General features: G+C 70.3%; 11 protein-coding genes. 4 read left to right on the top strand and 7 right to left on the bottom strand.

Annotated features, from left to right (window positions below):
- Nucleotides 1–77: 77 nt before the first annotated feature.
- Together F9C12_RS09475 and F9C12_RS09470 are read right to left on the bottom strand one after the other, a co-directional pair.
- Nucleotides 78–1,727: a ricin-type beta-trefoil lectin domain protein gene (locus tag F9C12_RS09475; RefSeq protein WP_409465593.1), complete on the bottom strand. Its 1,650-nt coding sequence runs from the start codon at nt 1,725–1,727 to the stop codon at nt 78–80.
- A 194-nt stretch (nt 1,728–1,921) separates the two neighbouring features.
- The gene (locus F9C12_RS09470; protein WP_409465592.1) at nt 1,922–2,206 is read right to left on the bottom strand and encodes a hypothetical protein; all 285 of its coding nucleotides are present in this window, start codon (nt 2,204–2,206) and stop codon (nt 1,922–1,924) included.
- Between the two features lie 470 nt (nt 2,207–2,676).
- On the opposite strand from F9C12_RS09470, the gene F9C12_RS09465 reads away from it, so the two are divergent.
- From F9C12_RS09465 to F9C12_RS09450, 4 genes are all read left to right on the top strand, one after another.
- A complete protein-coding gene (locus tag F9C12_RS09465; protein WP_409181628.1) occupies nt 2,677–3,429 on the top strand; it encodes an SDR family oxidoreductase in 753 nt (250 codons plus the stop codon).
- Nucleotides 3,426–4,199: an SDR family oxidoreductase gene (locus F9C12_RS09460; protein WP_409465591.1), complete on the top strand. Its 774-nt coding sequence runs from the start codon at nt 3,426–3,428 to the stop codon at nt 4,197–4,199. The genes F9C12_RS09465 and F9C12_RS09460 overlap by 4 nt, the downstream gene beginning before the upstream one ends.
- A gap of 53 nt (nt 4,200–4,252) precedes the next feature.
- The gene (locus F9C12_RS09455) at nt 4,253–5,557 is read left to right on the top strand and encodes an MFS transporter (RefSeq protein WP_409465590.1); all 1,305 of its coding nucleotides are present in this window, start codon (nt 4,253–4,255) and stop codon (nt 5,555–5,557) included.
- A gap of 198 nt (nt 5,558–5,755) precedes the next feature.
- Nucleotides 5,756–6,730, top strand: a complete 975-nt coding sequence (locus F9C12_RS09450) for a chitinase (RefSeq protein ID WP_409465589.1) — start codon at nt 5,756–5,758, stop codon at nt 6,728–6,730.
- A 542-nt stretch (nt 6,731–7,272) separates the two neighbouring features.
- Here F9C12_RS09450 and F9C12_RS09445 read toward each other — a convergent pair.
- The 5 genes from F9C12_RS09445 to F9C12_RS09425 all read right to left on the bottom strand — a co-directional run bounded on the left by F9C12_RS09445 (nt 7,273) and on the right by F9C12_RS09425 (nt 12,403).
- Complete coding sequence (locus F9C12_RS09445) at nt 7,273–7,824, bottom strand: GrpB family protein (RefSeq protein ID WP_409465588.1); 552 nt, start codon at nt 7,822–7,824, stop codon at nt 7,273–7,275.
- A gap of 64 nt (nt 7,825–7,888) precedes the next feature.
- The gene (locus tag F9C12_RS09440; RefSeq protein ID WP_409465587.1) at nt 7,889–8,983 is read right to left on the bottom strand and encodes an acyl-CoA dehydrogenase family protein; all 1,095 of its coding nucleotides are present in this window, start codon (nt 8,981–8,983) and stop codon (nt 7,889–7,891) included.
- Nucleotides 8,980–10,158 (bottom strand): acyl-CoA dehydrogenase family protein, encoded by a 1,179-nt coding sequence (locus F9C12_RS09435; RefSeq protein WP_409465586.1) that lies wholly within the window; start codon nt 10,156–10,158, stop codon nt 8,980–8,982. The genes F9C12_RS09440 and F9C12_RS09435 overlap by 4 nt, the downstream gene beginning before the upstream one ends.
- Nucleotides 10,155–11,378, bottom strand: a complete 1,224-nt coding sequence (locus F9C12_RS09430; RefSeq protein WP_409465585.1) for an acyl-CoA dehydrogenase family protein — start codon at nt 11,376–11,378, stop codon at nt 10,155–10,157. The genes F9C12_RS09435 and F9C12_RS09430 overlap by 4 nt, the downstream gene beginning before the upstream one ends.
- Nucleotides 11,378–12,403 carry a phosphotransferase family protein gene (locus tag F9C12_RS09425; protein ID WP_409181620.1) on the bottom strand — a complete coding sequence of 342 codons (1,026 nt, stop codon included), beginning with the start codon at nt 12,401–12,403 and terminating at the stop codon, nt 11,378–11,380. Before F9C12_RS09425 ends, F9C12_RS09430 begins: the two co-directional genes overlap by 1 nt.

Here is a 12,403-nt window from a genome sequence, read left to right as displayed (position 1 = left end):
TTGAACCGGCCCGGCGCGCGGGAGCGACTCGCACGGCGAAGGGGGCGGCCAGTCTGAGCCGGCCGCCCCCTTCCCGATTAGGCCGGAACGTGCCAGACCTGAGTGAACAGCCCATTGCAGTCGTAGTTCTGCAACTGCGTGCCGTCCGCCGTCTGGGCCTGCGGGTCGTCGAGGCAGCGACCCGACTGCGGGTTGAAGAGCGACCCGTCGGCCCGAGCCCGCCACTGCTGCGAAGGCGTGCCGAGGCAGTCGCGAAGCTCCACTTTGGCCGAGTTCGCGGTCGCGCCGCCGACGATGTTGAGGCATTTGTCGAAGGCGCGGACCGTGCCGTCGGTTTCCAGCGACCACTGCTGCCCCGTCGCGATGCCGCAGGTGTAGAGCTGCACCGCGTTGCCGTTGACCGACGTGTTGGTGTTCACGTCGACGCACTTGCCGCCGGGGCCGGTGATCTGGCCCTGCGCGTTCGGCAGCGTCGCGGTGCCGAAGTCCGTTTCGCATTTGCCGGTCGGCAAATGCGTGCCCGCGAGCATCAGGAACGTGGCGCCCGACGGCGCGCCGAGCAACGGCGAGCTGTATCCGGCGCAGGCCGTCTCGCCGGCGTTGTAGCCGCCGGTCGGAGCGGTGGTCACCGGCGTGGTGATCTCCTGCCAGGGGCCCGATCCGAGGTTCCGGTTCACGAACAGCACGTGCCCGTCCTCCGGCTGGATCGCCAGCGATCCGTCAGTGCCCGCGACGACCCGCTGCCCGGACGCGACGAGCGTCCCGTTCGCGCCGCCCGCCGGGGACCACGTGAGATACGGCGTGTGCAGCAGGAACCGGTGATCGGCGGTCTCGATGCGGGTGCCGAGGCTGCCGGGATTCCACGTCACGGCGTCCGGCGAGGTCTTGAAGTAGACGTCGCAGGCCTGGTCCGGGTCGGCGCCGGCTTTGCAGTCCTCGTAGGTCATCGCGTACGTGCCGTTGGGCAACGGGACGACGGTGGCCATCCCCGGCCGGTCGACGCCGTTTTGCAGCGCGACGTCGTAGACCTCGTTGCCCCAGGTCAGGCCGCCGTCCGTGGAGACGGTGTGCGCGAGGACCTGGGCGTAGTTGTTCGCCGAGGGGCGCTCGTCGGAGAAGTAGCAGATGAGCCCGCTGTCGGTGACGGCGAATTCCGGTTCCCAGATGCCGTGGCCGATCGTGTTGGCCATGCCCGACTCGGCCGCGCACGAACTGCGGTAGGTCCAGCTCGCGCCCTGATCGGTGGACGCGAAAACCTCGACTGCCTGCTGCGTGTAGTCGCCATGGTTCCAGGCGGTGCCCGCGGCGAGCAGCGTGCCGGCCGGCAACGATCCTTGGGCGCGCGGCAGTTCGTAAAGCGTCGGACCGTCGAGATCCCAGCCGTGCTGGGTGTCGGTGACCGTGCTGATCGGCGAGGACGTCCAGGTGACGCCGTTGTCGGTCGAGCGGTAGATCGGGAAATTCGCCTTGCCGACGCCCGTGCCGGAATGGGAGAACGTCGCCAGCAGCGTGCCGTTCGCGCTGCCGTTGTGCGCGAGCCGGACGACCCGCGGATAGCTCGCGTCCTCAGTGGACCCGGCCGCGGTGCTGGGCCGGTAAAGCACTCCGCCGGACGTCGTCGCGGCCTGCCCCGGCGCGGCGGCCAGCACGGCCGCGCCGAGGACTGTCGCCGCGACCAGTGCGCCGCGTCTGAAGCGGTGCCGGAAAACCAGGGGACCAGGGGCCATGGACCTCACTCCTCGGACGGGAAGGCGCCGTGGCCCGCGGACGGCTTGGCGCAGCCAGGGTTCGCGCGTCGCGTCCGAAGCGCGCGAGCAGCGCGGGACGACCCGGGTGCTCGCTGCGGGCCAGTTTGCCATCGTGTGCAAGGAGGGTACCGCCGTTTTGCACACGATGGCAACCATGGCTGGATACCTGTCCGCTAAGCGTTTTCGGCGGACACGACCACCGGAATGCGCCGCAGCCTTTCGAGGAGCAGGCCGGTTTCCCTGGCGGTCAAAAGAACTGTGCAGCTCACCCGGCTTTCCACTACGCCTTCGCGCACGTCGACGTCGAGGCCGCGGACCGGATAACGCCGGCCGTGCAACAGGGTCAGGACGCGCAGTGCGCCGGCGAGCCCGCCGGTGACGTGGGCGGTGACAGCGCGGTAGACGGGGAATTCGGCCGGCGAAGCCGGGGAGACTTCCGGGGAAACGGCGGCACTCATGGTTGAACGAGACAAGACGGATCTCCTGCACCAGTGTTCGGGTGGATGATCCGGACCAGGTTCCGAAGCGCACGAAAGACAGCGCGCCGGCGACCTGGTCTAGCCGACGCGCCAGCGAATGATCAGCGTGCGCACGGGCTGAGCATACCCGGGGCGCTCCGGTTGTCCAGCCCGCGGCGGAGAAACCGGCGCGGCTGCGCTGCCGGAAAAGAAGAGCATTTCGGGTCGGCCGCCGCGATTGTTCTGGAGTATTCGAAATTCCGGGCCTCGCTGATCGACCCGACTTCGCCGAGTCGGCGTTGCGGAGGGCCGCTCCCGCCGGACACGCAGGGTTCGCGCCGCGGTGACTCGCGGTGGTGTGCCGGTCGCGCGGGCGGCCTGAGGTTGCGCGGGGAGCCCGGGCCGTTGTTATCCTGCGGTAAGCGGTCGCTTAGCGGCTGCTGTCCAGCGGCGGACAAGGAGACGGTGTGGTGGAGTCGTTCAAGGATCGCGTTGCCCTGATCACCGGGGCCAGCCGGGGGATCGGGCTGGCCATCGCGAAGGGGCTCGTCGAACGCGGGGCGAAGGTGTGCATCACCGCGCGCAAACCGGAGCCGCTCGCGGAGGCCGTCGAGCAGCTCGGCGGTCCGGACGTCGCGATCGCGGTGCCCGGCAAGGCCGACGACGCCGCCCACCAGCAGGAGGCGGTCGCCGCCGCGGTGGAGAAGTTCGGCAGGCTCGACATGCTGGTCAACAACACCGGCATCAACCCGGTTTACGGTCCGACGCTGGACGTCGACCCGGCCGCGGCGAGCAAGATCTTCGCGGTGAACGTGGTCGCGCCGCTGTCGTGGATCCGCGCCGCGCGGGACGCGTGGATGGGCGAGCACGGCGGGGCGGTGGTCAACGTCGCGTCGATCGCGGGCATCCGCACCTCGCCGGGCATCGGCATGTACGGCGTCAGCAAGGCCGCGCTGATCCGGCTCACCCAGGAACTCGGCGCCGAGCTCGGGCCGAAGATCCGGGTGAACGCGGTGGCTCCGGCGGTGGTCAAGACGCAGTTCGCGACCGCGCTCTACGAGGGGCGCGAGGAAGAGGTCGCGGCCGCGTATCCGATGAAGCGGCTCGGCGTGCCGGAGGACATCGCGGGCGCGGTGGCGTTCCTGCTGTCCGGCGAAGCGGGCTGGATGACCGGGCAGACGGTCGTCCTCGACGGCGGCGTGACGCTCGGCGGCGGCCTGTGAGCGCCGGCGTCGTCATCACCGGCGGCGGTGGCGGGATCGGGGCGGCCCTGGCCCGGCGGTTCGCGGCGGACGGGGCTCGCGTCGTCGTCGCGGACCTCGACGGCGACCGGGCGGCCGAAGTCGCGGCCGAGGTGGGCGGCACCTCTTTCGCGGGGGACGTGGCCAGCGAATCCGGGGTGGCCGACCTGATCACGGCAGCCCGCGAAACGCTCGGTGAGATCGACGTTTTCTGTGCCAACGCCGGGGTCGCGCCGTTCGGCGACGCGCACGCGGACGAGGACGCGTGGGCGCTGGCGTGGGACGTGAACGTGATGGCACACGTCCGCGCGGCCCGGCTGCTGCTGCCCGCGTGGCTGGAGCGCGGCGAGGGCCGGTTCGTCGCGACGGTGTCCGCGGCGGGCGTGCTGACCAGCCTCGGTTCGGCGCCGTATTCGGTGACCAAGCACGGTGCCCTGGCGTTCGCGGAATGGCTGTCGGCCACCTACCGGCACCGCGGGATCACCGTGCAGGCGATCTGCCCGCAGGGCGTGCGCACCGCGATGCTGGAGGAGACCGGGGAACGCGGCAAACTGCTGATGGGCGCGACCGCGATCGACCCGCCGCAGGTCGCCGACGCGCTGTTCGCCGCGATGGCCGAGAACCGGTTCCTGGTGCTGCCGCACGCCGAGGTCGCCGACTTCTATGCGTTGCGCGCCACCGAAACCGACCGGTGGCTCGGCGGGATGAACAAACTGCAGCGGAAAATGGAGGAGCTGCCCGGCGACGCGTGACCCGATATTCTCCTTGCGCGGCACGGGGCCGCAGGGAGAACAGGGGAACCGGAATGACCGCACCCGCGCGAGCCGGCCTTTCGCGCATCGCCACCGCCAGTTTCATCGGCACCGCCATCGAGTTCTGCGATTTCTACATCTACGGCACCGCGGCGGCGCTGGTGTTCGGGAAGGTCTTTTTCCCGACCTTCTCCTCGACCGCCGGGGTGCTGGCCTCGCTCGGTACCTTCGCGGTGGGCTTCGTCGCGCGCCCGGTCGGAGCGATCCTTTTCGGACACTGGGGCGACCGGATCGGCCGCAAGTCGATGCTGGTCGCGTCCCTGCTGGTGATGGGACTGTCCACCGTGGCCGTCGGACTGGTGCCGGACTACGGCACGCTCGGCCTCTGGGCGCCGATCCTGCTGGTGGCGCTGCGGTTCGTGCAGGGCATCGGCCTCGGCGGCGAATGGGGCGGCGCGGTGCTGATGTCGACCGAGTACGCGCCGCCGGGCAAACGCGGGCTGTACTCGGCCTTCCCGCAGCTCGGCCCGGCCATCGGATTCGTGCTGGGCAATCTGCTGTTCCTGGTGCTGGACGCGGCGCTCCCGCCCGCGGAGTTCCTGTCCTGGGGCTGGCGGCTGCCGTTCCTGTTCTCCGCGGTGCTGCTGGCGGTCGGGTTTTACATCCGGATCAAAATCGCCGAGACGCCGGTTTTCCAAGCTGCCTTGGACAAGGCCGAACAGGCGAAGGTTCCGCTGTTCGAATTGCTGCGGAAACAGCCGCGGGTTTTGGTGCTCTCCACGTTGTCCTTCGTGCTCGCTCACGCGCTTTTCTACACTGTGACCACATTCTGCCTTTCGATGGCGACGACCACGCTCGGCATTCCGCGCACGACCGTCCTGATCAGCCTGCTCATCGCCGCCACCGTGATGGGCGTGGCGACATTGGCGTTCGCCAGGAAATCCGACCAATGGGGCCGCCGGCGGCTGAGCACGGCAGCCGCGGTGTCGGTAGTGGTCTGGGCGTTTCCGCTGTTCGCCTTGCTGCACACCGGAAATCCGGTGCTGCTCACACTCGGGTTCGTCGGCGGTCTGACGTGCTTCGCGATGCTGTACGGGCCGATGGGCGCGTTTCTGCCGGAATTGTTCCGGGTGCGGTACCGCTATTCCGGCGCGTCGATCGCGTACAGCGCCGCCGGGGTGATCGGCGGCGGGGTCGTGCCGTTGATCTCGACGGACCTGTGGGCGTCGACCGGTTCGACGGTGCCGGTTTCGCTGGTCCTGGTGGTGCTCGGGGTGCTCAGTTTCCTGTGCGTGCTCGCGCTGCCGGAGACGCGGGACCACGACTTCTCCGACGGGCTCGGCGAGGGCCGCTCCTGACTTTCGGCCCCACCCGGGCGGGGGAAACCCGGCCGGGCGAGGGGTTTCCGCCTCCGGTGCGCCGTTCGGGCTGCGGCTCTTGACACGCCGATTTGGTCTAGTCCAGTGTGTGACGGCACCCTTCCGGGTGCACTCCTCCCGGGTTGATCCCGCCGCCTCAAACCGGAGGTGTTCCGTGGTGCTCGTGGGAGGAACACGATGAAGACAGTGCGTCGGCTGGCCGCGCTCGCGGCGGCGGCAGGGGCGGCCCTCGCGACCGCGGCCGGGGTGGCCACGGCCGCTCCCGCCGCTCGGCTCGCGGCCGCTCCGGACCCGGTTCTGGCCTCGCCGTACCTGTACCAGTGGGCGGGGCAGACCAGTGCGTCGGCGGCGATGTCCGCGACCGGGATCAAGACGTTCACGCTCGCGTTCATGCTGTCGGACGGCGGATGCAACCCGAAGTGGGACGGCGACCGTTCGCTGACCGGTTCGGACAAAACCCTGATCCAGGGCATCCGCGCCGCGGGCGGCGACGTCATCCCGTCCTTCGGCGGCTGGTCCGGCACGAAACTCGGCGCGAAGTGCACCTCGGCCGGCGCGCTGGCGGGGGCGTACCAGAAGGTGATCGACGCCTACGGCCTGAAGGCGATCGACCTCGACATCGAGAACACCGACGAGTTCGAGAACGCGACCGTGCAGGACCGGATCCTGAACGCGGTCAAGATCGCCAAGCAGAAGAACCCGGGCCTGCGCGTCGTGATCACGATCGGCACCGAAACGTCCGGCCCGAACGACTGGGGCAAGCGGCTGATCAAGCAGGCGAAGGCGATCGGCGCGCCGGTGGACGTGTGGTCGGTGATGCCGTTCGACTTCTCCAGCGGCGGCGACATGGCGGGCAAGACGAAGTCCGCGGTGGACGGACTGGCGGCCCAGCTGAAGTCGACTTTCGGCTGGGACAGCGCGACGGCGTACCGGCACGCGGGCCTGTCGTCGATGAACGGCAAGACGGACAACCCCGGCGAGGTCGTGTCGGTGGCCGATTTCACCGCGATCCGCGACTACGCCGCCAGCCGCCACCTCGGCCGCTTCACCTTCTGGGCAACGAACCGAGACTGCTCGGGCGGCGGCGAGTGCAGCGGAATCTCCCAGCCGAAGTACGCGTTCACGAAGATCGTCGCCGGATACCACGGCTGACCCTGCCCCAGGCCGGTGCCGAGGCCGCCGTTCCGAGGGGTGCGGCCCCGACACCGGCCTGCGGTGCGGCTGGGATTGGGCGGGTGGCGTGGTGGGGGTTCGGGGCGGCCGGTGGGGTGCCGGCGGAGTGGCGTTCGGCTCGGCAGGAGCGGCTGAGGTGGGTTCAGGCGCGACCGTGGTGGTTGGGGATGGCGCTGGCGCGGCCGGTCGGTGACGGGGAGTCGCCGCCGGGTCGGCGAGAGTGGCTGGGGGCGGGTGCAGGCGGGGGCCGGTGGGTGCCGGGGCAGTCGCGTTCGAATCGGCAAGAGCGGTCGGAGTGGGTCTTGGTGCGGCCGGTGGTCGCGGGGAGAGCCGCGTTCGGGTCGGCAGGAGCGGCTGGGCTGGGTTCCGGGCCGGTCGGCGACGGGCTCCGCAGGTGGAGCGACCAGAGCGCCGGGTTGGGATTCTGGCGCAGGGGGCCTGAATCCCGCGCAATCGCGCAGAGCAGCCGGATCAGCGAGCGAACAGCCAACGGTCCGAAACCGCCGACAAACCAGCCAAGCTCACTCTCCCAGCACCCGCCGCACGAACTCCGTCTTCCCCGCCGTGTACTCCTCCCGATCCGTCGCCTCCCCGGCAAGCCGCCGCTTCAGCTCGGCATACTCCTCGGCCAACCCGCGGTCCGCCCGCAGTGCGTTCCGGAAGCGGAGCTGGGCATGCCACCTCGGATGTCCCACCGGCAGCAAATGCAGATGCGCCACCCGCCGCCGCCCCTCCGTGTCCGGCAGCACGAAAAACCGTCGCCACGGTGCCGCGGCGTCCAGCGACGGCGGCACGAAACACCATCCGGCAGCGGAAAGCACCGGTACCACCGCCGCGACCGTCTCGGCGGACAGGTCCCGCATCGGGGCCATCACGTCGAGCACCGGTTTCGCCGCCAAACCGGGCACCGCGGTCGAGCCGACGTGTTCCACCCGCCCGGGGGCGAGCCACGGCGCGAGCAGCCGGGCGACCTGGGCGCACAGGTCGGAGCCCCGCGCCGCCCACGTCGGATCCGGGGGACGGATTTCCGGCCGTTCGTACGCCCAGGCCGGAACATCGGGCAGGTCAGCCATGCGAAAGTGAAGCCGGGGTCGCCACCATGCCCACTACGCTAACCCCGGCCACCGACAAAAACCGTCAGGCGGGCAGATCCACCAGGTCAGCCAGCCGGGCCCGATGCCGGCCCGGCGTGCCGAACGCGATCTGGTCGCTCTTGGCCCGCTTGAGATAGAGATGCGCCGGATGTTCCCACGTCATCCCGATCCCGCCGTGCAGCTGGATCGCTTCCTCCGCCGCGTGCACCGCGATCGGTGACACCCGCGCTTGCGCGACCGCCACCGCGATCGGCACGTCGTTCCCGGTCGCCAGCGCGTCCGCCGCGTACCGGGCCGTCGCCCGCGCGTTGACCAGTTCCGTGTACAGGTTCGCCAACCGGTGCTTCAACGACTGGAAACCACCCACCGGACGGCCGAATTGGTACCGCCCCTTCAGGTATGTCACGGTCTCCGTCAACGCCCACTCGGTGATCCCGGTCTGCTCCGAAGCCAGCAACCCGGCCGCAGTAGTCAGCGCGTGCTCCAAAGCCTCCGCGGCGGCGGCACCGGTGCAAATCACCTGCGCGGCAGCGGAATCCAGAGCCACGTCGGCGACCCGGCGGGTCAGGTCAAGCGACACCGCCTCGGTCACGGTCGCCGCGGAAGCGTCCACCGAGTACAGGCCAGGCCCGTCCGGACCGACAGCGGGGACGATCAGCAGATCAGCGACCGAAGCATCGACCACTGTGGACACTCGACCGGTCAAGGTTCCGTCGAGATACGAAACCGCGGAAGGGAAAGCGGAACCCGGCGCGGTCGACAACGGCACCGCCAAAGCGCCGATCGCCGAGCCGGAAGCGAGCCGGGGGAGCAGGTCCGAGCCCGCGGCCAGCAGAGCGGCGGTCGCGAGCACCGCACTGCCCAGATAGGGCACCGGCGCGACGCTCCGGCCCAGTTCCTCCATGACGACCGCGACCTCGCGCGCCGAAGCCCCGTGTCCGCCCAGGGATTCCGGCACCAGCAGCCCCGCCGCGCCGAGGTCGGCGGCCAGCGTCTTCCACAGGGCGAGGTCGTACGGAGTGTCCGTTTCGACCCGCGCCAGCAGCGCGGCCGGCCCGGCGCGGTCGGCGAGCAGCGCCCGCACCGAGGACCGCAGATCCTCTTCCACCTCCGAGTACAGCAGGTCCGGCGTGCTCATCGGGGCAGGTCCTTCCAGGCGACGTCCTTGTCCACCCGCGGCTCGGACGGCAGCCCCAGCACGCGTTCGGAGATGATGTTCCGCAGCACCTCCGAGGTGCCGCCCTCGATCGAGTTCCCCTTGGCGCGCAAGTACCGGTACCCGGCGTCGCGGCCGAAGAAGTCGACCTGTTCCGGACGGCGCATCGTCCAGTCCTCGTAGCGCAGGCCCTCTTCGCCGAGCAGTTCCAGCTCCAGCCCGGACAGCTGCTGGTTCAGCTCGGCGAACGCCACCTTCATCGCCGAACCCTCCGGACCGGGCGCGCCCAGCGCGAGCTGCTGCCGCTGCCGTTCCCCGGCCAGCCGCAGCGATTCGGCCTCGACCCAGTGCTGCACGAGCCGGTCGCGCAGTTCCGGCGTGCGCAGCTCCGGCCGCTCCCGCCAGGTTTTCGCGACCAGGCCGATCATCCCGCCCTCGCGCGGCATCGCGGTGCCGCCGATCGCGACGCGCTCGTTCATCAGCGTGGTCTGCGCGACCTTCCAGCCCTCGCCGACCGCGCCGAGCCGCTGCGAATCCGGGATCCGCACCTCGGTCAGGAAAACCTCGTTGAACTCCGCCTCGCCGGTGATCTGCCGCAGGGGCCGGACCTCGACGCCGGGCGCGGTCATGTCGCACAGGAAGTACGTCATGCCCTGGTGCTTCGGCACGTCCGGGTCGGTGCGGGCGACGAGGATGGCCCACTGCGCGAGATGCGCGCTGGACGTCCACACCTTCTGCCCGGTCACGACCCAGTCGTCGCCGTCGCGGACCGCGCGCGTGGCCAGCGCGGCGAGGTCGGAGCCGGCGCCGGGTTCGCTGAACAGCTGGCACCACACCTCCTCGCCGGTCCACAGTGGACGGAGGTAGCGCTTCTTCTGCTCCTCGGTGCCGAACGCGAGGATCGTCGGCGCGGCCATGCCGAGCCCGATCAGGATCCGGCGCGGGTTGTTGTCCGGCGCGCCCGCGGCGGCGAAAGCGGCCTCGACCTCGGCCTGCAGCGCACGCGGAGCACCCTGTCCGCCGAGGCCCTCGGGGAAGTGCACCCAGGCCAGCCCGGCGTCGAACCGAGCCCGCAGGAAGGCAGTAGCGGACATCGAGGCCGGGTCGTGTGCCGCGAGGAACGAAGCGACCTGCGCCCGCAACTCCTCGGCGGTCACTTGCCCGCCTCCGTCCGGTACTTCTTCAGCTCGCGCCGCGCCAGCGACCGCTTGTGCACCTCGTCCGGCCCGTCGGCGAGCCGCAGCGTGCGCACCCCGGCCCAGATTTCCGCCAGCGGGAAGTCCTGCGAAACGCCGCCCGCGCCATGCGCCTGGATCGCCTTGTCCAGGATCCACTCGACGGCCAGCGGGGTGGAGATCTTGATCGCCTGGATCTCGGTGTGCGCGCCCTGGTTGCCGACGGTGTCCATCAGCCACGCGGTCTTGAGCACCAGCAGCCGCTGCTGCTCGATCCGCACGCGCGCCTCGGCGATCCAGTCCTGCACCACGCCGGAATCGGCGATCGGGCGGCCGAACGTCTCGCGCGACAGCGTCCGGCGGCACATCGCCTCCAACGCCCGTTCCGCCATGCCGATCGCGCGCATGCAGTGGTGGATGCGGCCCGGCCCGAGGCGGGCCTGCGCGATGGCGAAGCCGGAACCCTCGTCGGCGATCAGGTTTTCCGCGGGCACCCGGACGTCCTCGAACAGCACCTCGGCGTGCCCGCCGTGGTCGCCGTCGGTGTAGCCGAACACCTGCATGCCGCGCACGACGGTCAGCCCCGGCGTGTCGCGCGGGACCAGGATCATGCTCTGCTGCTTGTGCGGGGGCGCGTCCGGATCGGTCTTGCCCATCACGATGAAGATCTTGCAGTTCGGGTTCATCGCGCCGGTGATGTACCACTTGCGCCCGTTGATGACGTACTCGTCGCCCTCGCGCCGGATGCTGGTGGCGATGTTGCGCGCGTCCGACGAGGCCACGTCGGGTTCGGTCATCGCGAACGCGGAGCGGATCTCCCCGGCCAGCAACGGTTCCAGCCACTGCTTCTTCTGCTGCTCGCTGCCGAACATGGTGAGCACTTCCATGTTCCCGGTGTCCGGGGCGGCGCAGTTCACCGCGGCGGGCGCGAGATGCGGGCTGCGGCCGGTGATCTCGGCGAGCGGCGCGTACTGCAGGTTGGTCAGCCCCGCGCCGTGATCGCCGGGCAGGAAGAAGTTCCACAGCCCGCGTTTGCGCGCCTCGGCCTTCAGCTCGTCGACGACCGGCGGCGGCGACCACGGGTCGGTGCGCGCGGCCAGCTGCTCGTGGAAAACCGCCTCGGCCGGGTAGACGTGGGAATCCATGAATTCGAGCAGCTGCCCGCGCAGTTCCTCGGTGCGGGCGTCGAACGCGAAGTCCATCAGTTCTCCTTGCTGAGCGTCTTGGCGCCCTGCTCGATCAGGGGAGCGACGGCGGCGCCGATCTGGTCGAAGCCCTCGCCGACGGTTTTGCCTTGCTGGAAACGGAAGTAGATGCCCTCGAGGATCACCGCGAGCTTGAAGAACGCGAAGCTGACATACCAGTTCAGCGCGGACAGATCGCGACCGGACCGCTGCGCGTAGCGGGCGATCGTCTCGTCGGTGTCCGGATACCCGGGCGCGCTGCTGGCGTTGGACACCATCGGCAGCGAAAGCTGGTCGCGCTGCGCGTAGGTGACCATCAGGCCGAGGTCGGTGAGCGGGTCGCCGAGCGTGGACATCTCCCAGTCCAGCACCGCGGTGATCCGGTCGTCGCCGTCGACGAGCACGTTGTCCAGCCGGTAGTCGCCGTGCACGATGGCGGGCGGGCCGGACGCCGGGATCGCCGCGGCGAGCTGGTCGTGCAGCCGCTCCGCGCCGGGAAGGTCGCGGCTGCGCGAACCGTCGAGCTGCTTCTTCCACCGGCGCAGCTGGCGTTCCAGGAAGCCGTCCGGACGGCCGAAATCGCCGAGCCCGACCGCTTCCGGATCGACCGAGTGCAGGTCCACGAGCGTGTCCACCAGCGAATCGGCGATCGCCCGCGTCCGCTCCGGGCCGAGCTGTTCCAGCTCCTCCGCCGTGCGGTACGGCGTGCCCTCGACGAACTTCATCACGTAGAACTGCGCGCCGAGCACGTCGGAGTCCTCGCACAGCAGAACGGTTTCCGGCACCGGCACCGCGGTTCCGGCGAGCCCGCTCATCACCCGGAACTCGCGTCCCATGTCGTGCGCGGTCGGCAGCACGTGGCCGAGCGGCGGACGGCGCACGACCCAGCGCTGCGTGCCGTCGGAGACGAGGTAGGTGAGGTTGGACCGCCCGCCCTGCACCACTTCCGCGGTGAGGGCGCCGGAGACGAGCCCGGGCCGCTCGCGGTCGAGATGGGAGCGCAGCCTCGCCAGATCGAGGCCGGGCGGGTCGGTTTCGGTCAT

It is taken from the genome of Amycolatopsis sp. GA6-003 (genome assembly GCF_046267895.1).
Classification (GTDB): Bacteria; Actinomycetota; Actinomycetes; order Mycobacteriales; family Pseudonocardiaceae; genus Amycolatopsis.
This window is presented reverse-complemented; position numbering and strand designations above follow the sequence as displayed.